Below are 21,989 nucleotides of genomic sequence, written 5' to 3'. Positions count from 1 at the left end.
TACCTTAATAAGGTTAATTTTTTTCGAAAGTAAGGTAGTCCGTACCGCCGTTGCCGCCGCTAACATCTACTAATTTTATTTTAGTAGCAGTACGTTCTAAAATATCCCAATCGTCGCTAAGCTCTTCGAAATCGGCGGGAGTGGTAAAATTTATATTAAAATCAATATCGTTACTATTGCTGCTGTCGTCATCGTCGCTGCTGCTATTGCTATCAGTAACAGACCACGACCCTGCATAGTTGTTGGTACCATTAGTTGCCGTAAGGCTTCCGTTAGTGCCAAAGGTAAAATTGTAGCCGGTAAAGTGGTTGGTTTCATCGTTAGTGTCTTCTAAAAACGATGTAATTTTCCACGTGCCCGATGTTGCCGTTGTAATTACTGCAGCCACATCGGCAGCGTTGTTATTGTTTGTAGACTTGCTATCGTCATCCGAGCATGATGCGCCTACCAGGCAAACCATTGCCGCCATTACTAAGGTTAGTTTTTTCATACTATATATAAGTGTTAGTTGTTACTGCAAAATAATAGCATTTTTTTGATATAACCTTTACAATTGAGTAACGCTAACTTATGATTTAGGATTCGCCATCCCTCACCTATTATTTACGGTACCTAAATTTCGATTTTCAAAATAAAAACGGCATTGGCAGTTTGCAATCGAAAAAATTTATAATTTAACAGCCGTTTTTATAAGCCAAAATGAAAAAAGATTCCACCACAGGCATTTGCGAAGAACTTACTTTCGCTAATTTTTTCAAGGGCCATGCCAGGACCCTGCGCAACTACCTGTATTATAAATTTGGTAACGAAGAGCAGGCCGAAGATGTAACCCAGGAGGCTTTTATAAAGCTATGGGAAAATTGCGCCAATGTGCCGCCAGAGAAAGCCAAATCGTTTTTATATACGGTGGCCAACAACACTACCCTAAACCAGATTGCCCACCAAAAGGTGGTGCTGGAATATTCTAAAAAAAACGTACACAACCATACCGATGGCCAGGACCCTGAGTTTTTAATGGAGGAAGAGCAGTTTAAAGTAAAACTGCAAAACGCCATTGCCGGCCTTAGCGAAGCCCAGCGCAGCGCTTTTTTGCTGCACCGCATAGATGGTAAAAAATACCACGAAATTGCAGAGATACTGGGCATTAGCATTAAGGCGGTAGAAAAGCGCATACATGGTGCGCTACAGGAACTTAGAAAACAAATAGACAACATTAGGTAGGGTATTTTAAAATATAACTGTTATAGTTACACAAAACAGGTTACAATGAAAGATGATGTTACGTTAGCAAGGTGGCTGAACAACGAGATGAGCGATGCAGAAATGAAGGAGTTCATGCTATTACCGGAGTACAGCACCTACAGCAAAATAAAAGAATTCTCGGCGCAGCTAACAGTGCCGCAGGCAGATATGGATTCTCTTTATCAAAAAATAGAACAGCGTAAATATAGCAATACCACCAAAGTTAGAAAGCTAAACCCGTGGCTGCCGCGCATTGCCGCAATGCTGGTTATGGCACTTGGTGTTACGTACTTTTTTTACACCACACATACCACCACCCAATTGGCTGCCAACGGGCAAAGGGCAACGTTTAGTTTACCCGATAACTCTGAAGTAGTTTTAAACTCGGGTTCTGAGGCCGAATTTAGGGAGTGGAACTGGGCCGGCAACCGCAAGGTAGAACTTAACGGCGAGGCGTATTTTAAAGTAGCTAAAGGCGAAAAGTTTGATGTGGTTACCCCAGGCGGTACAGTTACGGTAGTGGGCACCCAGTTTAATGTTAAAGCCAGAGATGGCCGCTTAGATGTTACCTGCTTTGAGGGCAAGGTTAAGGTTACCAGCAACAATAATACGGTATTGCTTACACCGGGCCAGTCTGTTGCCTACCAAAACGGAACTAACCTGGATGTACCTAACGAAGAGGGAGACGCACCGGGATGGCTAACCTACGAGGCATCGTTCTCTAAAGAGAGCCTGCCGCATGTTATTAAAGAAATTGAACGCCAGTACAACACTACTATAGTGCTAAAAAGTACAGCATCGGATAGCCCATACAGCGGCACATTGCCTATGAACAACCTGGACCAGGCGCTGGACCTTATCCAGACTTCGTATCATTTAAAAGCCAGCAAAGACGGCAAAAAAATCATATTAACGGCTGAATGACCTTTGGAACCCGGCATTTTTTATTAACAGTATTCTTTTTTTTTATCGTCCCCAACATGTTTGGGCAGGACGAGCTGAAAAGTATTGAGTTAAAAAAAATAATGGTGGCCATAGAAGCGCAGCATAACGTTAAGTTTAGCTATGCCGAGAATGATGTGGTGGGCCACTCTATTTTTCCGCCCGACCCTAAACTTCCGCTAAAGGCAAAACTGGTTTATCTTACCAACCGCACCCTGCTCTACTTTAAAGAAAATGAGCGCTACATTAGCGTTTACACCACCCTTATTAAACCCAAAGACCGGCATGGCTGCGCTTATGTTGTAGACGAAGTTGGCCAGCCTATAGACAATGCTGTTATTCAGTACAATGGCGACAGGAGATTAGTAACCGCATCTGACGGTTTTTTTGAGCTTCCGGCGGGTTTTAAAGATGATGTATATGTAACCCACATGGGCTATGAAGCTATTATTGTAAAACCAAACTACACCCCAGACGACGATTGCCTTGAAATTATCCTTAAACTTAGCCCCGTGCAATTGCAGGAGGTGGTTACAGAGCGGTATATTGCCACAGGTATATCAAAACAAAAAGATGGCACTTATGCCATTAAGCCCCGCAAATTCGGCATATTGCCCGGCCTTATAGAGCCCGATGTACTACAGGCCATGCAACAGCTGCCCGGCATTAATAGCATAGACGAAACCGTTAGCAACATTAATGTAAGAGGTGGCACGCACGACCAGAACCTATTTATGTGGAATGGTATCCGCTTGTTCCAGACCGGTCATTTTTTTGGATTGATATCGGCGTTAAGCCCTAATTTGGCACACGATATTAAAATCTCCAAAAACGGAACATCCGCTTTTTATGGCGAAAGCGTATCGAGCGCGGTAGACATATCCTCCCGCCCTAAAGACATTGGCACCGGCAGTACCAGTATAGGTACCAATATGATCAGCGCCGACTTTTACACCAAAATAAAAGCATCTGAAAAAGCTAATTTTGAGGTATCGGCCAGGCGGTCTTTTACCGATGTACTCGATTTTCCTACCTACAGCAAATACTCTAAGCGTATTTTTCAGAATACCATTGTTACCAGCCTTAGCAACAGTACCGATGTAAATTATAAAAGCGATAAAGAATTTTACTTTTACGATTTTACCACCCAATACCATCAAAAAATAGGCACAAAGCACGATTTGTATGCCGATGTTATTGGCATTAGCAATACCCTCGATTTTACGCAGGGCACCATTACCGCTACCAATGTGGTTACCCAAATAAGCACGCTAAACCAGCTTACCCTTGGTGGGACCGTAGCATGGCGCACGCAGTGGAGCAAAGGCCACAGCAGCGAAGCGAGCCTGTATGCATCGTATTATAATGTAGATGGTAAAAATGCCTCTATAGAAAACAACCAGACTATAGAGCAGCAAAACAGGATACTGGATGCCGGCCTGCGGTTTAGCGATAACCTTAAGCTAAGCCCAAAGTTTACCCTGCACAGCGGTTATCAGTATAACGAAATTGGCACCGAGAATAACGATCGTGTTAACCAGCCCGACTACAGCCGCAACGTTAAAGAAGTATTACGTAGCCATGCCGTTATTGGCGAAATGGAATACTCGCCTGCAGAGAGCCGCCTGTATGCCCGTGGCGGCCTGCGCATAAATTACATTGAGCAGTTTGCCATGCTGTATGCAGAGCCGCGACTTCTTGTAAATTACCAGCTTAACAACAGTTTTAAACTGGAGGCTTTAGCCGAAAGAAAAAGCCAGACGGCATCGCAAATTGTAGCGCTACAGGCTGATTTTTTAGGGATTGAAAAACGCCGTTGGGTACTGGCTAACGATAACGATTTGCCGGTACAAAAAAGCAGCCAGGCCTCTGTTGGTGCTACCTTTAAAAGCAGGCGCTGGCTTGTAACGTTAGATAACTTTTATAAAAAGGTAGATGGCATTACCACTTTTGGGCAGGCTTTTCAGGATCAGCTGGAGCTAACCCAGGCAAAAGGCAACTACACCGTATACGGCACCGAGTTTTTGATACAAAAGCAATTCCACGATTTTTATGCATGGCTTAGCTATACCTGGAACAACAACAATTACAGGTTTGATGGCGTAGAGCCCTATAAATTCCCCAGTAGTTTTGAGCTGAGCCATACCGTTAATACCGCCGTTATTTACGAGTGGGATAACCTAAAAATGGCACTGGGCTCTAAATGGTTTACCGGCAGGCCTTATACACCCCCGCTTATCAACACGCCAACCTACAACAATGTGGGCACAGCCTCTATTGTTTACCCGTATCCAAATTCAGAGAACATCAATAATTTTTTCCAGGTAAATTTCTCGGCTTCCTACACATGGCAACTACCCAGAAAGATAAGTATGCAGGTGGGTGTAGCAGTGCAAAACATCTTTAACAGGCAAAATATCATTAACCGTTACTACCGTATAAATAACACTAACGATGGTGTAGAGGTAGTAAACACCTACTCTTTAGAGCGCACCCCAAATGCCCTTATAAAGTTTAGTTTTTAGATAGCAAAAAGGCTGTATTTAAAGCATTACTTCTCAAACAAAAACGATTCAGTATAACGCAAAAAAATCCGCCACAGTGGGCGGATTTTTGTATGTATGAAAACTAATTACTTAGTTTTTAACCACTTTTTTAGTAGCAGTCTGGTTGTTTGTAAATGCAACATTTACAACATAAATACCACTTTGTAAAGAAGATAGGTCTACTTTATCAGACGTACCGGTCCAAACGGTTTGGCCTAACGTGTTAATTACAGCAACCGATTTTACTTCCTGTCCGGCAGTTGTAGTTATAGTAGCTACATCGGTAACCGGGTTTGGTGCAATGCTAAAGTTAACAACGTCTAACTGTTTTGTAGATAAGTTAACTTCGGTATAGCCCTGGAAATAAACAGACATTGGGAAATACCCCTGATCATCTGTAAATGTAGCCGCAGGAACATCTATTTTAAAGCTGTGTTCTCCTGCTTCAAGATCGCCAAGTGCAATTTCCCTTATCGGAATTTTATCGCCCGGGCACCAGTTATTCCAGCTCCATGCAGAGTTAGTATCCGGCCTTGGGGCACTTGTACCGTTGCAAAGCAAATAGATACAGTTTGGCTGTGTATTGTAAACGCTGTATGGCACACAAGAAACACCACCCGGCCTGTAGCTGCTTACCTGTACCCCATCCAGGTACACATAATGCCATCTTCTAACATACTCTTCGCCACCACTGTTAGAACCGTGGTTAGACGTTATAAGGTAAAATTTAGCGTTAGGCACAGCCTCATCTAAAGTAAAGGTAACTGTTTTAGTAGTTTCGCCTTCAACATCTGTATTGGTTGGGTAGGCGTATTTTTTTAATTCGTAGTTGCTAATAAGCGGTACAAAATGATTTTCGCCTAATACAAGGTCCGGATTTGTAGTAGATGTAAAATCTAACGACCCCATGTAAACATCGTTCCTGCCAGCACAACCCGGTATTTCTACCGCTGCACCACCCTGGCCAGGACCACCCTGGTAACCGTAAACTTCAAGCTCTACCCAAAAGTCGTACTCAGTATTAATGGTTGCATCATGAAAAATCTGGGTAAGGTTATCTACGTTGTAAACGTAAGGCACCGCGTTAGGATCTGTAACATTCATATCCATAAACGGGGTAATAAAACGCCCAATTTCCATACGGGTAATATTGGTATCGTTATACGCGTAAGATGTTGCACCTGCCGGTACAAGCACAAGGTTAACTTTACCTATCCTGTCGTAGTTATCGCATAATGGGTTTAATGTAACCGTCATGGTAAGTGTGTTACCAAAAGAAGCTATCTGCTCTGCTGTAAGCTTTTTACCGTAAGACGAGTTACTGTGGCGAATTGCACCTTCCGGTAACGGCTCGTCTACTGTGCCTTCGTACATGCCGTAATACACAGCCTGGTTAAACAGGTTTAGCGTATAAGGCTCCTGCGCAGCAGCTTTATAACTAAACATAGAAGCACATAGCGAAAAAAGTAGTAGTGTTTTTTTCATAAGTTAGTTGTTTTTTAAAGGCGGCAATTTACTGAAAATATTTCAATAAAAACAGCACGCCACCCCCATTATAAATGGAGATTTAAACAAAAACACTAATTATGCTTAAAAAGTTACATTTAAAACTGAAAATATATAAACGGCTGTGGCCCTGCCGATGCCGTTGCATATACCAGCCAAAACACAAAGCCAAGTATAATAGCCTTAAGCAACAATGGCAGGCTCAGGAAGGTTTGTTTTAACCCATCTGAAAAGCCTTGTGGCAAAAAGTGCCAAACGTAGCCTATACCCATAAGTATAAATACGTTTTTATAGCCCATTATAATGGTTTGCCATTGTTCCGGATCGAAAGTTACATTGCTTATATTATTGATTATTTGCAGTGCAAAATCAAAATCCTGGTGGTTAACCTTATCCTGCGCCCTGAAAAATATCCAGCAGAATGTTACAAAATGGAACGTAAGGAAAATGGAAATGTATTTCCATATCGAAGCACCAAAGCCTGCAAGACCTTGTTTGCCCTCATTTTTTGAAGGGAAGAATTCTGCCCATATTTTATGTACCGCCAGGGCTATGCCGTGCAGGGCACCCCAAACGATAAACTTAAGTCCGGCGCCGTGCCATAACCCGCCCAGCAACATGGTGGTTAACAGGTTTACGTTAGTAAACATAGTACGCTCCCTGTTTTTAGAAAGTAAAAACGTTAGCGAAAACACCACAAGCGCAGTTACGCTTATAATTAACGGAATATTGCTTGTTGGCGCAACAGTAACGCCCCAGACAATCAACCCAAAAAAGAACAACGCCGGGAACAGGAAACCCGCAAACGAGCCGTGCCTGTTACCCCCTACCGATATGTATAAAAAGTCTTTTAGCCAGGTAGATAATGATATGTGCCACCTTCTCCAAAACTCGGTTATACTGGCCGATTTGTAAGGTGTACGGAAGTTGGTGGGCAGTTTAAAGCCCAGTAGTAACGCTATACCAATGGCCATATCACTATAGCCCGAAAAGTCGCAATAAATCTGGATGGTGTAGCCGTAAGATGCCATTAAATTCTCGAAAGCCGTGTAACTGTTAGGCGAATCGAAAACGCGGTCTACAAAGTTTAGCGATATATAATCGGATATTACCGTTTTTTTAATAAGCCCGCCTATGATTAGAAAGAAAGCCGTATTTACATCTTCTTTAGTAAGCTGTAGCTTGGCGTATATCTGGGGGATAAAATCTTTTGCCCTAACAATGGGCCCTGCCACCAATTGAGGAAAAAACGACACAAAGAAAAGGTAATCCAGGTAGGTTTTAGCCGGGGTAATTTCTTTACGATAGATCTCTATAATGTAGCTGATGGACTGGAACGTATAAAACGAAATACCCACCGGAAGCAGTACTTTGCCAATGGTATAATCCATACCAAAAAGCGAGTGTGCACTGTCTAAAATAAAAGTGGTGTATTTAAAATAGCCCAGGAATGTAAGGTTTACAATAACGCTGAACCACAGGTATATTTTTTTTTGGAGGTCGCGGGTTTCGCGGTACAAAAAGTAACTCAGGGTATAATCTACCACCGACGAAAATATGAGCAGCACAAAATAACGCTCGCTGCACAGGTAATAAAAGTACAGCGAAAAGGCAGCAGTAAAAAATATCCTTGCCTTAAAGTTGCCTTTTATAAGTATGTAAATGGCATAAAATATAACAAACAGCCTTAAAAACTTTACTGTACTAAACAGCATAGGCTCTTTGGCATTATATAAAAACCATTCGCTCAAATTCTCATTTGTAAATTGCGGCAAAAAATCTGTAAGCTGCATTACTTCCTGTTGGTTTTAAAATTATCGTACGCCTTAATAAACGATTCGGCAAAAAGTTTCCCCTGTTTTTCGTAGCCATCTTTGCTGTAGTGCACCTTATCGCCACTCATAAGCCCGCGGGCTGCATTGCGGGTAACGCTGTACAGGCCGCCCATTTCGGTAAAAAGGTCCCAGGTGGCATAATTGGCATCGGTTTCCTGAACCAGTATATCTTTAGCATACGATGCCGCAAACGTATTGGGGAATTTTCTCCTGAAAAGCGATGGTGGCGGTGTCATGATCAAAATACACGAATCGGGGTTTTTAGCCTTAACGCCTGCAATAAACTGGTTAAGCTGTGCCATAAAATCGGGCGCCGCCATTTTATCGAACGACTCGTTAGTGCCCAGCGACACAATAACCAGATCTGGCTTTAGTGCCGGAAGCTGCTCAAAAAACAACGGGTATTTATTATAGTCTGATGCCTTAGCGCCATTAACGCCAATGCTGTGGTACAAGATACCGTAAGCATCATTTTCGAGCACCAGGCCACTTAGGTTCACTTCTTTTTCTTCTTTGTTAGATAGCAGGTACAACTTATCTAAGGCTTTATCCGAATGGTAAAAATGCGTTAGGGCATCTTCTTTAAGCGTAAGCGGAATAAATTCAGATCGCCTTACCTCGCGCTTTTGCATTTCGGTGGTAGGTATTTTCAACGTTTTACCCGCGCGGATGTTGTTGTTCTTTAAGCCGTTCTCTTTTTTAAGCTGTGTAATGGTTACACCGTATTTGTTGGCAATACTGCCCAGCACCTCGCCACTTTTAATGCGGTGCACTATTTTTTTAGGCACGTTGCTTTCTAAAATTATGGTTTTAGAGCTGGTGGCTACATCAAACAGGGCGGCGTTTTTGGGTGTAATAACTTTTATGGTATTAAACTGGTAGGCGCTATCCCTTACATCAAGCTCTATGGCAAAATTTTCCCTGGTTTTTAGGGCAATACCGCTAAGGCCTACGGGCATGCCTTCTTCTACCGAGAAAATGTTACGGCGGGCACTCCACGAAGCGTTGCTTTTAAAGCGAACGTTGTATGTACCGTTGGTTTTTGCCAGCTGGTGCGGAAAAATAAACCCCGCCCCGGCGTTGCCGTACTTTTCCTGAAGGCGCTTGCGGATGCAGTTGGTCATCAGGTCGGCCTGAATGTGGCTGTCGCCCACATGCACTATATTTATCTTACCCGCTTTTTGCTGCTCCATTAAATAGAGCTTTTCAAAAAACAGGTTAAGCGATGATGTGTTGGTAATAACGTTGGCACCCACGAGTTCGATGCTATCGTTGGCAACAGTGTCTATAACCACATCGTTAGTATAGGTATCTGTAGTGTCTACAACCTGGGCAGTGCCTTTAAAAAAAGCAAAAAACAGTAGTAGTATGGTTATTGCTTTATTGGGCATTGGCAGTATCTTTTATTACGGGCGCCGTAACGGGCTCTAAAGGTTTTTGATTTACTTTAGGCTGTGGCACCGTAGGTTTGGCAGGCTTAAATGCAGGCTGCGCCGGTTTTTTTACCGGTTGTGCGGCAGGCTTAAGCTTAAAACTATCGGTTGCAGGTTTGCTTACCGGCACCGGCTGTACCGGTTTAGGCCGTGCTACCTGAAAAACCGAATCTCTTTTTGGCTCTTTAGGCAATGGCTTACCGCCACGCAGCGCTTTGTATTTTTCGTAACCGTTATTTAACTGACTGTAAATAAGGTCGGATATTTTTTTAGAACCCCTAAAGTTAAAGTGGGTATAATCTTTATTGGCATAGGCAGGCACATCGTCTACCCATCTAACCATAGAGCCATTGCCGCCCATTAGGGTGTATAGGTTTACATAACCTGATTCCGTCTGTACCGCATAGCGTTTTTGTGCCAGGGTAAGGGGTACCACAGCAGAGTCGGTCTTCATCTCGGTACCGTACTTACTGCTTTTATCGGCAGTAGATATAATAAGGATGGCCACACCGGGAAAGCACTCCCTTAAATGCGCCACTACCCTGCTCATTTTCTTTTCGTACCAGCTGTAGTTAAGCGAGCCGTAGTTAAGCACGTTGGTGCCGTAATGCAGCACTATAAGGTCGTAACCCAGCTTTTCGTTAAAGGCCTTCATTAAATTGGTATTGAAGGTAGCAATAGGCAAACCGGAGTTACCGCGGTTAGAAAAGTTATCTACGTGCACGCCACGGCCATCGTCAAAATTAAAGCCGTAAAACGGAATAGAATCTGCCGCTATAAAGTTAGCCCTGAACGATTTTACATCGCCACCGCTAACCGGTACCGTATTTAAAATGTTGCCGGCACTTAGTTTTTTAGTAATGGTATCGGCCCCAACAATAAACTGCATTTTTGCCTTAGTGTTGCCGCTCCTGCCATAAAACAGGGTAGCGTTATTAAGGCTGGAAAGGTGGTTTAGCTTACTGGCTTTATATTTTACCCAAACCGGGCTTACGGTATCGTGCTTTACAAAAAACACATGCCCGTTGATGCCAAAGGGTTTTCTTGGATTTTTTACATTAAGGTACGACTGCGTTTTCCAGTTGCCCGAAAACGAGTGGCTTAGCGTGCTGCGCGATGGAGCCGACTCTGATGTTATATTTACAAAGCCCACGCCCTCTCCGCCAAAGCGGTTTTGCAGGCTTGACCTTAGGTCTTTAACAATCATATCGCCATCGGTCATCGAGTCGCCAAAATAAGCAATGCGCACGTTGCCCTGCTGGGTGTTTTCCAGCTGCATCAGCTTTTCGTAAAAAGCTATAAGGTGCTGGTAGCCCTTGTAATCTTCAAACGTTTCGGCAGGAAATTTTACACCGTTGGTTTCCTGAAAAGAAATTTTAGTATTAGAAAGCGTGTCTTTTTCTGCAACAGCACTATCGGCACCTTCCGATGCTTCGAGCATAAGGCTGTCTACCACAACATTTTTGGTGCTGCCGGTTTCTGTAAATATCTTGGCAGGCAAATATTGCTTAAAGCCATACAAGGCCGCAATAGAAAGCACCACTATGGCAAACGACTGAAAAAAATAAGGCTTGTTCTGGCTCACGGGAGGGTGTGTTGTTGTGTAAAAATTACATACGGTCTGGCACGCCGATACCCAGCAGCCCAAACGCCGATTTTATAGTTTCGCCCACTTTTTTAGATAGCTGTATCCTGAATATTTTTTCGTTTAGCACCTCAGTACCCAATACCGGTACGGTTTGGTAAAACGAGTTGTAAGCACGCACCAGCTCGTACACATAGTTGGCAATAAGGGCTGGGCTATGGCTTGCGGCAGCATCCTGAATTACAGCAGGATATTCTGACACCAGTTTTATAACCTCTTTTTCTTTTTCGTGAAGCTGGATATCCTCCGGAGCAAGCGTAACCGAAATATCAAAATCGGCACGGCGCAGCAGCGACTGGATCCTGGCGTAGGTGTATTGTATAAACGGACCCGTGTTACCTGCAAAATCTACCGATTCTTCGGGGTTAAACAGTATGCGTTTTTTAGGGTCTACCTTAAGTATGTAGTATTTAAGGGCACCAAGGCCAATAATGTTATACAGTTTGGTTTTTTCTTCAACAGAATAACCTTCAAGCTTGCCCAGTTCTTCGGCAATTTTTTGGGCAGTCTCGGTCATGTCGGCCATCAGGTCGTCGGCATCTACCACGGTACCCTCACGGCTTTTCATTTTACCCGAAGGAAGGTCGACCATTCCGTACGAAAGGTGGTACAGGTTGGCAGCCCAGTCGAAACCAAGCTTTTTAAGGATAAGGAACAGCACTTTAAAGTGATAATCCTGCTCGTTACCCACAGTGTACACCATACCGCCAACATCCGGAAAATCTTTAACACGCTGTATGGCGGTACCAATATCCTGGGTCATGTATACCGATGTACCGTCTTTACGCAGCACCAGTTTTTCGTCGAGGCCGTCTTCGGTAAGGTCTATCCATACCGAGCCGTCTTCTTTTTTAAAGAATACGCCGCTGGCAAGCCCCTGCTCTACAACATCTTTACCTAATAAATAAGTATTGCTCTCGTAGTAATTTTTATCAAAGTCTACACCAATATTAGTGTAGGTTTCTTCAAAGCCTTTGTATACCCAGCCGTTCATGGTAGCCCATAACGAACGTACAGCCTCATCGCCTGCCTCCCATTTAAGGAGCATGGCCTGGGCTTCTTTCATTATAGGGGTCTGTGCCCTTGCTATTTCAAGAATTTCAGAAACTTTTTCCGACTCTTTATTTTCTAACGTAATAATAGACTTTACGTTTTTTTCAAACTGAGAAATTTCTTTTTCTGAAACCTCTTCCGACCTATCATCTTTAACTGCCTTTACAATGCTTTTAAAAGTGTTTACACCTTCTTTACCGGCTTTGTACGCTTCAGTTATTTTACCGTTAGCATTAGAAGGAATTTCTAATCCAGCTACAGCATTCTTTATCTTATCTGCAAAATTCTTCCTTTCCTGATTAAGGGTTGAAACCTTAGATTCAAGCTCCGGATAGTTACTAAAGTTATTCGCAAATAGATCTTCGCGAATAGGTGTAGTTTGTTTCCTTAATTCATTTTCAAACGCCACATAGTATTTACCTACCAGCTTATCGCCTTTAAGGCCGGTGCTATCGGGGGTTTCTCCGTTACCGAATTTCTCCCACGCCAGCATGCTTTTACATATATGGATGCCCCTGTCGTTAACTACCTGGGTTTTATACACTTTTTTACCCGATGCCTTTACAATATTAGCTACCGAATAGCCCAGCAGCACATTGCGCACGTGGCCCAAATGCAGTGGCTTATTGGTGTTTGGCGATGCATATTCTACCATTACGGCCTTGCCGCCTTCTACGGGCTGCACGGTGCCAAAATGCTCATCGGCTTTTATCTCGTTAAAAAAGTCTTTGTAGTAGTTATCACCAATAACAATATTTAAAAAGCCCGAAACTACGTTGTAACGGCTTACAATATTGGTATTGTCTACCAGGTACTGGCCAATTTTATTGCCCAGCTCTACCGGGTTGCTTTTTACCACCTTTAAAAGTGGGAAAATTACCATAGTAATATCGCCCTCAAATTCCTTCCGGGTAGCCTGCAGTTCTATCTTTTCTACAGATATGCCAAACAAAGCCTCTACAGCTTTTTGTACGTGAAGGGTAAGTATTTGAGGTAACGCCATTGGTATAATTTTTTAAAGCGTGCAAAGATAACGATATTTCGGCAACCTGTTGACAGGAAAAACTTTAAATAATTTGTTAATTAAATTATAGGGAAGGTGTTGATTTTTAGGTTGATTAAGCTTGTTTGAGGCGTCAGACTGTAATCTTATAGTCCTCTCCCCCAACCCCTCTCCGAAGGAGAGGGGAGCATGAACGGGTATAATGCGGCATCTTAGTCTAAACTATAATCACTTTATCGTAATGCGGTTGTCCTCTCCCCCAACCCCTCTCCGAAGGAGAGGGGAGCCAAGAACGGGTACGGTGCGGCATACCGTTAATCACGTTTGAGTGTAGCTGTCCCCTCTCCTTGGGGAGAGGGTTAGGGAGAGGACTGGGCGCGAAATAAAATCAGTATTAACCTCACCCCCAACCCCTCTCCGAAGGAGAGGGGAGCCTGGAACGGGTATCTTAGTCTTAACATAATTACTTTATCGTAACGCGGTTGCCCTCACCCCCAACCCGTCTCCGAGAGATGAGCATGAACGGGTACAGTGCGGCATACTGCTAATCACGTTTAAGTGTAGCTGTTCCCTCTCCCTTGGAGAGGGTTAGGGAGAGGACTGGGCGCGAAATAAACCCGTATTAACCTCACCCCCAACCCCTCTCCGAAAGAGAGGGGAGCCAGGAACGGGTACAGTACAGCATACTGCTAATAACATTTGAGTGTAGCTGTCCCCTCTCCTTTGGAGAGGGTTAGGGAGAGGACTGCACGACTATGATTGTTCTTTCTCTTTGCGGCTTCTTTATGGCTCCTTGCTAAACTTTCAAAAAATTTTACTATCTCCTAACTTTCTCCCTTTCAAAAAAATAACTGCTATAATCATTCTAAATAAAAATTTTTTCAAAAAAATTTGTAACATTTTTTATCAATAATGGTCTTATGGGTATCATCAATCAATCATCCTGCCTTTAGGCCAACCACCAAAAGGCAGGATATAATTAACGAACAATGAAACTTAAATTGCTATTTGTGCTCCTTTTTGGGAGCATACTGTCTGTTACTGCCCAAACCCAGGGTAGCATTTCCGGTAAGGTCACCGATAAATCCACCAACCAGCCACTGCCCTACGTAAATATTGTGGTTAAAGAAAACGGCGCGGTTATTACCGGCGGCATTACCGACGATAATGGTGCCTTTAACGTTAACAAACTTGCCCTTAAAAACTACAGTGTCGAAATTCAGTTTATGGGCTACAAGACTGTTGTGGTTGCGGCTAACTTATCGGACAGTAAAAAAGACCTGTCTTTAGGAAACATAATTATTACCGAAGAAGCCACTACGCTGGACGAGGTTAATATTGTAAAGGAAACCTCTACCATTGAGCAAAAGCTGGACCGCAAGGTTATTACAGTAGGCCGCGACCTTACTACTGCGGGCGGAACTGCGAGCGAAATTATGAACAACATACCATCGGTTAACGTAGACCAGGACGGCAAGATATCACTACGCGGAAACTCTAACGTTAGGGTGCTGATAGACGGCAGGCCAACAAGTATAGACCCGGCGCAATTGCTTAAGCAGATACCCAGTACATCGATCAAGAAAATTGAGCTGATTACCAACCCAAGCGCCAAGTACAACCCCGAGGGTATGAGCGGTATTATAAACATAATACTTAACAAAAACGCTAACGATGGTTTTAACGGCAGCTTCAACTCCGGCATTACTTTTGGCGAAACTCCAAAATATAACAACTCGCTGGATATGAACTACCGCACCGGAAAGGTTAACTTTTTTGGTAACGGCGGCAGCAACTTTGGCAAATATTTTAATACCGGCCACGTAGTTAGATTAGACAGCATTAACTCTGACCAGAACCTTGCTATTGTTAACGATAACGAGTCGTACCTTGGTAAGCTGGGCATGGATTATTACATAAACGATAACAATACCCTATCGGCCTACACCAACCTTAACTACACTAACGGCAAGGGCAATGTAGACACTTATATTACGTATCCGGCAGGTGTAGACCGCCAGGCTGTTACTCAGCTTTCTACTTACGATACCGATAACCGCAACAATACTTACGATATTGCTTACAAGCACAAGTTTGAAAAAGAGGGCCACAATCTTGATTTTGAAGGTAATTACAACGACTATAAGCAAACCCAGCTTGCCGATTTTAATACTACCGTGGGCGACTCTATTAACGTTTATAACGACAATATTTTAGATAAGCGTAGCAACACCACCCTTAACCTGGATTATGTTAACCCGCTTAACGACAAATCTACTTTAGAGCTGGGCGCCGAGTCGCGACTTATCCGTAGCGATAATACCTACAGGACTACCAACAGCACTATTACCAACCCGGCGCTGCAAAACTCGATGTACAGCTATGATATAGATATTTATTCGGCGTATGCCACTTTTGGCCAAAAGCTGGGTAAATTCAGCTACCAGCTGGGTGCCCGTTTTGAGCACTATAAATCGGACGCCAACTTTAACAAAGGCCAGATTACCTTCCAGAACAAGTATTTTACATTGTACCCGTCGGCTTACGTAACCTATAGCGTTAACGATAAAAACACGCTGCAATTTAGCTACAGTCGCCGTGTAGACAGGCCAAGCCTGGAGCAAACCAAACCTATTAGGGAGTTCAGTACTCCGTTGGTAACGTCTTTAGGTAACCAGTACCTGGAGCCGCAGTTTACCAACAGCGTAGAGGTTAACTACACCAGGATGTTTGGTAAAGGATCGTCTATTACGGGGGGTGTGTTTTACCGACTTATTGATAATGAAATTAGCAGGATACTGTACCCGGACGAAAACACAGAGAACCCGGACGACCAGATTATGAGCTTTGCCAACTTTAGCAACAATACTGCTTTTGGCTTTGAACTATCGGCCAACTATAAAATTGCCAAATGGTGGGATGTGCAGCCGGCGATTGATTTTAGCCAGATATCTCAAAAAGGTAGCGTATCGGTTCTGGTACCGGGCACTGTAGACGACTACGAACCTACTATTAAAAGTGTAGATGTTGCCGCCTTTAATGCAAGGCTTAACAGTAACTTTAGGGTTAACAGCCGCCTGAGCTTTTTACTTTTCGGTTTTTACCGAAGCGGTGTAGACGGTGTACAAAACAACAGCAAAGAAATGTATAAGGTAGACAGTGGCGCACGCTACAGCCTTTTAGACAATAAAATGAGCCTGAGCGTTAGGTTTAACGATATGTTTAAAACCATGCGCTACAGGTTCGACGCTAACAATCCTTTCCCGCAAACGGGCGACTTTAGGTGGGAGAGCCGCACGGTTTACTTTGGCATGAACTATATGTTTGGTGCCGGTAAAAACAGGGCTATGCAGCGCAAACAGCGCGAAGACAATACCAAGCAGGGCGGCGGCGGTATGTTCTAACATTCCCCACTCTTTTCTTAATCAGGCATTAGTAAAAATGCATTCATATTTTTGGGTTTAGGTAGGCACGGCCCCGGAGCGTTTGTTTCCGGGGCCTGCTTTTTTTTAAAGAACGCAAATAAGATAAATTAGGCTTTAAACACCTAACCTTTCAATACTCCAATCTCCAGATTTGTTTAGCTAATTTTGCAAGTTGCGATTGTCTATGTTTTAACTTAGCTGGAGTCCACTCTTCGTAATCAAATTTATTTGAAAGTTGAAAAGTTGAAGTTTTATATAAATCGACTTTCTCCTCTATAACTTTATTTTCACACTCTTTATTTATTTTTTTTTCCAACAGGGTATAGTTACCTATTCTATAGATAAATTCAAGTTGGGTATCTTTTAAAAATGAATTGTTCCACTCAATAGAGGGGTTTTCTGGCAATATATGTTCAATAGTTCCACTATCTTTATCGTAACTTTTTTCAGTGTTGGCTTCTTTATTTTCCAAAGCATAAATAATATATCTGACTAAACGATTTTTTGATGTTTTTATAGACTTTAATGTAAACTGATTTGTAAATACTTCATCAGTTACGTACAAATTACTCACATCCTTAAATACGTCTTTAGCAGACTTACTTATCCCCTTCGAAATATTATTAGCAGCTCGACTATACGTTTGCTCTAATACGTTTGTTTTCAATCCCGAAATCACAGAATATCTAAATGAAATAACTGAACATATTTTTACAACCCTTGCGAAAGTTTGCAAATCAAACTTCTCATAAGCAGCTAATAATAATGGAAACGGTTGTTTGATACCAAATAATTGTAATTCAGAAAGATATTTAATTATATCATTTTCACCCTTCCATAGCTCATCATTAGGATCTGATAATGCATTAAAAACTTCTGCATGAATTTCTAAATTAGTTATAATTTGGAAGACTTCCTGCTGATTAGTAATTGACCTTTTAATAGCTTTAAATAAGTCCTTTTCTGTTATAAGCTTATTACGAGATATCCAAAAATATCTCAAAAAATTTGAAAAATCTTTATAATTAATAAATTTTAAAATATTATCCCATTTGTTTTTAATGTGATCGTGATCATCAGATGAAACTCTGGAAAACAAATAATTTTTGAATAAATCTGTTACCGTCAATGGAATTCCACGGTCATTCAATGTCTCAAACACTAAATATGCGTTTAATTCATCAACAACAGTAATTTGTATAAATTGTAAATTATCACCAACAAATTCTAAAAAGTCAATTATTTCATTAATATCACTATTTACAAAAATTTCCTTTTTTATCTTATCATAAAAGTATTCAAATGCTTCAACCAATAACTTATTTGAAGATGCTTCTCTATTGATATTTGGAACCTTGCTAAATTGAATCAAATATGAAGAATAGATAGGATCATTTAATTTATTCAGTCTTAATTTTGGTGAAAACATCAGCGACCTAGCTGATTTATACCCGATAAACTTTCGCATTAAAATATCTTTCCTATCAATATTGTCATCTTTGTCAACATCCGAATCAATTAATTCACTAATGACTTTAATACAGCTTAAAGCTAAGATACTTAGAGTCGTTAATCTTTGCTGACCATCTATTATTTCTAAGTTTTTTTTCTCTTTTTTTATTAGTACGATAGATCCCATATAATGCCTAGTACTATCTGCACGTGCATTTTCGATGTCCAGCCATAAATCATCCAAATTCTCTTCCCTCCAAGAATAATCTCTTTGAAATAAAGGAACTGTATAAATATTATCGCTAGATATTATATCACTAAAGGAAATTGTATTTGCGTTTAACAAATTTTCATTTTTATTCATACCAAATAATGTTAATTATTCAATAATATTACAAAATTATATGATATAAAAAACATTTTATGGCAGAATCTCTATAATCGCATCCAATTTAACCGCAACATAAAGCTCGTCGATTTCCTGGTTGGTAACGGCAATGCAACCGGCGGTCCAGTCTTTAAAATGGTGGAATTTGTTAATGTAACCCGCACTGCCATTTCGCAGGCCGTGAATTTTGATTTCGCCACCCGCAGGCCTGCCGAGCTTTTGGGCATGGGCAAGGTCGGACTCGTTGGGGTAGGATACGCCAAGATTTTTATGGTAGCCGCTGTTTGGGTTACGGGCGTTAATGGTATAGCTACCTTCGGGCGTACGGTTGTCGCCCTCAAATTGTTTGTGCCCTTCGGGATTTTTGCCCAGGGCTATGGTGTAGGTTTTTAAAAGCCGGCCGTTGGCGTAGGCTTCCATTTTACGTTTCGATTTTTGCACCACGAGCCTGTCTACCACGCTCCCCTGTGGTAAGGGTGCAGACGGATAAAAATAATAAGCCGCAAGGGCAGCCGGTAAAAGGAGCAGTATCCAGAGCATACGTTTTTTCATTAATAGCAAACCTTAAAAAGATGGAGCAATTATAACGGTACAAAATTACAAAACATTTACAGGCGCAGTACTGCAAGGATTGCTTCAGTACTACAAGGCAAAAAATAGCAGGTTAAATTTCAGGTTTCAATTCTAAAATCTGATTTTTTAACTAAAATCCGAATTCCGATTTTCAGGCCCCGATCTGAATTCTAAAATCTCAATTTCAGGTCGTAATTTTTTGAATCTGAAATCTCAATTCTGAAATCTGAGATCCGTTCCTCAATCTCGAAGTCCAAAAGTGAAATATCAATGTTAAAATTTAAATTTCAGGTCGCCATTTTTGAATCTGAAATCTCAATTCTAAAATCTGAAATTCTTTCCCAATCTCGAAGTCCAAAAGTGAAATATCAATGTTAAAATTACGTTTTTTAGGATTGCGAAATAGGCTTTGAATGTGCCAAAAAAAATCCCCCGCATAACTGCGAGGGACCCTATATTTTTACGGCTGGGTAAAAACCCTGAACCCTAAACTTTAAACTCGAAACCTGAAGAATCTACCATTTAATAATAGCGCTACCCCAGGTAAAGCCGCTGCCAAACGCTGCAAGTACCACAGTATCACCTGTTTTAATCTTGCCCTGCTCCCACGCCTCGGTCAACGCAATTGGTATAGAAGCCGCCGTAGTGTTGCCATACTTCATAATATTGTTATACACCTGATCGTCAGTCAGTTTAAACTTCTGCTGAATAAACTGCGAGATCCTTAAATTAGCCTGGTGCGGTATAAGCATATCGATATCAGACACTTGCAGGTTGTTCTTAGCAAGGCCTTCCATAATAACCTCGCTAAAACGTACCACCGCATTCTTGAATACAAACTGGCCATTCATGTATGGGTAGTAGCTCTCATCGTTCGGGTCGGCATCGGCAATAATATCAGTTACCCAACGCTTGCCCATGCCCGGCGCTATAAGACTCAGTTCTTCAGCATGTTGACCTTCGCTGTGCAGGTGGGTAGAGAGTATGCCCTTGGTGTTATCTTCCTCGCGGGTTAGCACGGCAGCACCGGCGCCATCGCCAAAAATTACCGATACGCCACGGCCACGGGTGGTCATGTCCAGGCCTGTGCTGTGTAGCTCAGACCCTATAATCAGGATGTTTTTGTACATACCTGTCTTAATAAACTGGTCGGCCACAGAGAGCGCATATATAAAGCCAGAACACTGATTTCTAACATCTAACGCACCAATGGTACGCGTTAAACCAAGGTCGCGCTGCACTAAAACGCCCGGCCCCGGAAAGTAATAATCAGGGCTAAGGGTAGCAAACACTATAAAGTCTATATCATCCTTATCAATGCCGGCGCGCTCTATGGCTACTTGGGCGGCCTTAACCCCCATAGTGGTGGTGGTATCGCCATCGCCCTTAATAACATGCCTGCGCTCTTTAATACCGGTACGCTCCTGGATCCACTCGTCGTTGGTTTCCATTATTTTAGACAGGTCGTCGTTAGTAACCACGTTTTCAGGAACATAATATCCCAGGCCTGATATTTTTGAATTGTACATAAATTGATTGTTTTAGTAGAAACACATTGTAAAAATACACAATCCTTAAAATAAATACGTTAAAGATTATCTATTTTTAAATTTTGATAGAATTACAGCCAAAATTGTACCAAATTTTAAATTGGGATTATTTTGAGGATTACCCAAACGCATTGCGATCTACCGCAAGGGTAACTTCCTGGTTGGGTAACAGCTCTTTATAGTGCTCAAAAAACACCACCTGCTTATTTAGCGCCGATTTGACCAGGTACCTGCTGCCTTTAAAGTAGCACTGCTTAACCACAACACGTAGCGGGCCGCCTTCGGCAACCTTTAGTTGGTGCGGATAGATAAGTACCGTCTCATCAGGCTTTTGGGTAAGGGTAAGCAGCTCCAGTTTTATCTCGTTAACCTCGCCAAACAACGATGCCGTGTATTTATCTTTAGGGTTATAGTAAATTTCTTTAGATGGCGCCTTATCAACCATGCGTCCGGCTTTAACCACAATGGTCTCATCTGCAAAGGATAAGGCATCGGTACTATCATGCGTGGCCACAATAACAGTAACCTTTTGCTGCTTAAGGTAGGCAAACAGGTTACGCCTAAGAGCGTTTTTTCTAAAGTTATCGATGTGGCTAAAAGGTTCGTCCAGTAGTAAAACCTCTGGTTCTAAGGCCAATACCTTTGCCAGGGCCACACGTTGCTGCTGCCCGCCACTTAAAAATTTGGTTTTGATATCGGCAAAAGCCTGCATTTCAACCACTTCCAGCAGTTCCATAATACGGCGCTGTTTTTCTTCAGGGTAAATGTTAGACAGGAAACTGCCAACGTTTTCGGCCACAGTAGTATAGGGCATCAAATCGAAATCCTGCGCAAGGTATTTCATGTACGGCATACCCGGTATAAGGTTGTGCTTGGGGCCGGTAACTACCTCGCCCTTATAGCTTATCTCGCCTTCGTTAAGGTCGTACAGCCCGTAAATAACTTTAAGCAGGGTACTCTTGCCGCAGCCGCTCTCGCCAATAACGGCAATATTTTGTCCGGTCTTTACGGTAAAGCTTATTTGATGGAGTATAGTAGTATCGGTATAGCCGAATGAAATGTTTTTTATTGCCAGCATTATCTTAATGGGTTGTATTGCACTGCAAAAATATCGATTTAAGACCAATTGTTTGTTAATATAATAAGGGTGCCCAAATAAAATTTAAGCACCCTTATAAAACCTAACCAATAAAAACACATTCCACGAAGAATTAATCATTCTCATAGCAACTAATCCTCTCATCTATTTACGTTTAAAAACACGGCATGGTTTTAAATTTTAAAATTTTAACATTATGAGAAACAAGCCAATAGTATTAAATTATCTACGAAATAGATAATTTTTACTTTATCTGACATATTTAACATTAACATTTTAACAGAATTTTTTCTACTT

General features: G+C 42.0%; 14 protein-coding genes and 1 pseudogene. 4 read left to right on the top strand and 11 right to left on the bottom strand.

Annotated elements, in window-relative coordinates:
• Positions 1-13: 13 nt before the first annotated feature.
• Positions 14-490 carry a hypothetical protein gene (locus tag G509_RS0107655; protein ID WP_026990978.1) on the bottom strand — a complete coding sequence of 159 codons (477 nt, stop codon included), beginning with the start codon at positions 488-490 and terminating at the stop codon, positions 14-16.
• Positions 491-699: 209 nt separating this feature from the next.
• Between G509_RS0107655 and G509_RS0107650 the strand changes: the two genes are divergently transcribed.
• The 3 genes from G509_RS0107650 to G509_RS0107640 are packed head-to-tail and all read left to right on the top strand — an operon-like array spanning position 700 to position 4,709.
• The gene (locus tag G509_RS0107650) at positions 700-1,221 is read left to right on the top strand and encodes an RNA polymerase sigma factor (protein ID WP_026990977.1); all 522 of its coding nucleotides are present in this window, start codon (positions 700-702) and stop codon (positions 1,219-1,221) included.
• Between the two features lie 45 nt (positions 1,222-1,266).
• Positions 1,267-2,166, top strand: coding sequence for a FecR family protein (locus tag G509_RS0107645; protein WP_026990976.1), 900 nt, complete (start codon positions 1,267-1,269; stop codon positions 2,164-2,166).
• Positions 2,163-4,709, top strand: a complete 2,547-nt coding sequence (locus tag G509_RS0107640; protein WP_026990975.1) for a TonB-dependent receptor plug domain-containing protein — start codon at positions 2,163-2,165, stop codon at positions 4,707-4,709. The genes G509_RS0107645 and G509_RS0107640 overlap by 4 nt, the downstream gene beginning before the upstream one ends.
• A 111-nt stretch (positions 4,710-4,820) precedes the next feature.
• Here G509_RS0107640 and G509_RS0107635 read toward each other — a convergent pair whose 3' ends face one another.
• The 6 genes and pseudogenes from G509_RS0107635 to argS (G509_RS23830) form a co-directional block, all read right to left on the bottom strand.
• Entirely contained in the window at positions 4,821-6,215 is a 1,395-nt protein-coding gene (locus G509_RS0107635) for a peptide-N-glycosidase F-related protein (protein ID WP_026990974.1), read from the bottom strand.
• Positions 6,216-6,334: 119 nt separating this feature from the next.
• Positions 6,335-8,029, bottom strand: coding sequence for an MBOAT family O-acyltransferase (locus tag G509_RS0107630; RefSeq protein WP_026990973.1), 1,695 nt, complete (start codon positions 8,027-8,029; stop codon positions 6,335-6,337).
• Complete coding sequence (locus tag G509_RS0107625; protein ID WP_026990972.1) at positions 8,029-9,462, bottom strand: LysM peptidoglycan-binding domain-containing protein; 1,434 nt, start codon at positions 9,460-9,462, stop codon at positions 8,029-8,031. The genes G509_RS0107630 and G509_RS0107625 overlap by 1 nt, the downstream gene beginning before the upstream one ends.
• The gene (locus tag G509_RS21660; protein ID WP_242604874.1) at positions 9,452-11,089 is read right to left on the bottom strand and encodes a hypothetical protein; all 1,638 of its coding nucleotides are present in this window, start codon (positions 11,087-11,089) and stop codon (positions 9,452-9,454) included. The genes G509_RS0107625 and G509_RS21660 overlap by 11 nt, the downstream gene beginning before the upstream one ends.
• A gap of 25 nt (positions 11,090-11,114) precedes the next feature.
• The gene (argS, locus tag G509_RS0107615; RefSeq protein WP_425306987.1) at positions 11,115-12,695 is read right to left on the bottom strand and encodes an arginine--tRNA ligase; all 1,581 of its coding nucleotides are present in this window, start codon (positions 12,693-12,695) and stop codon (positions 11,115-11,117) included.
• A 12-nt stretch (positions 12,696-12,707) separates the two neighbouring features.
• A pseudogene (argS, locus tag G509_RS23830) lies at positions 12,708-13,205 on the bottom strand (arginine--tRNA ligase domain-containing protein); the annotation flags it as partial.
• 989 nt (positions 13,206-14,194) lie between these two features.
• Here argS (G509_RS23830) and G509_RS0107610 point away from each other — a divergent pair.
• Positions 14,195-16,609 carry a TonB-dependent receptor gene (locus G509_RS0107610; RefSeq protein ID WP_026990970.1) on the top strand — a complete coding sequence of 805 codons (2,415 nt, stop codon included), beginning with the start codon at positions 14,195-14,197 and terminating at the stop codon, positions 16,607-16,609.
• 151 nt (positions 16,610-16,760) lie between these two features.
• Here G509_RS0107610 and G509_RS0107605 read toward each other — a convergent pair whose 3' ends face one another.
• From G509_RS0107605 to G509_RS0107590, 4 genes are all read right to left on the bottom strand, one after another.
• The gene (locus G509_RS0107605) at positions 16,761-18,446 is read right to left on the bottom strand and encodes a DUF262 domain-containing protein (protein ID WP_026990969.1); all 1,686 of its coding nucleotides are present in this window, start codon (positions 18,444-18,446) and stop codon (positions 16,761-16,763) included.
• Between the two features lie 57 nt (positions 18,447-18,503).
• On the bottom strand, positions 18,504-19,010 hold the full coding sequence (locus G509_RS0107600) for a L,D-transpeptidase family protein (RefSeq protein WP_242604873.1): 507 nt from the start codon (positions 19,008-19,010) through the stop codon (positions 18,504-18,506).
• A gap of 548 nt (positions 19,011-19,558) precedes the next feature.
• Entirely contained in the window at positions 19,559-20,572 is a 1,014-nt protein-coding gene (locus G509_RS0107595) for a 3-oxoacyl-ACP synthase III family protein (protein WP_026990967.1), read from the bottom strand.
• Between the two features lie 139 nt (positions 20,573-20,711).
• Positions 20,712-21,671 (bottom strand): ABC transporter ATP-binding protein, encoded by a 960-nt coding sequence (locus G509_RS0107590; protein WP_026990966.1) that lies wholly within the window; start codon positions 21,669-21,671, stop codon positions 20,712-20,714.
• Positions 21,672-21,989 lie beyond the last annotated feature (318 nt).

The organism is Flavobacterium subsaxonicum WB 4.1-42 = DSM 21790, from assembly GCF_000422725.1.
In the GTDB taxonomy this organism is placed as follows: Bacteria; Bacteroidota; Bacteroidia; order Flavobacteriales; family Flavobacteriaceae; genus Flavobacterium; species Flavobacterium subsaxonicum.
This window is presented reverse-complemented; position numbering and strand designations above follow the sequence as displayed.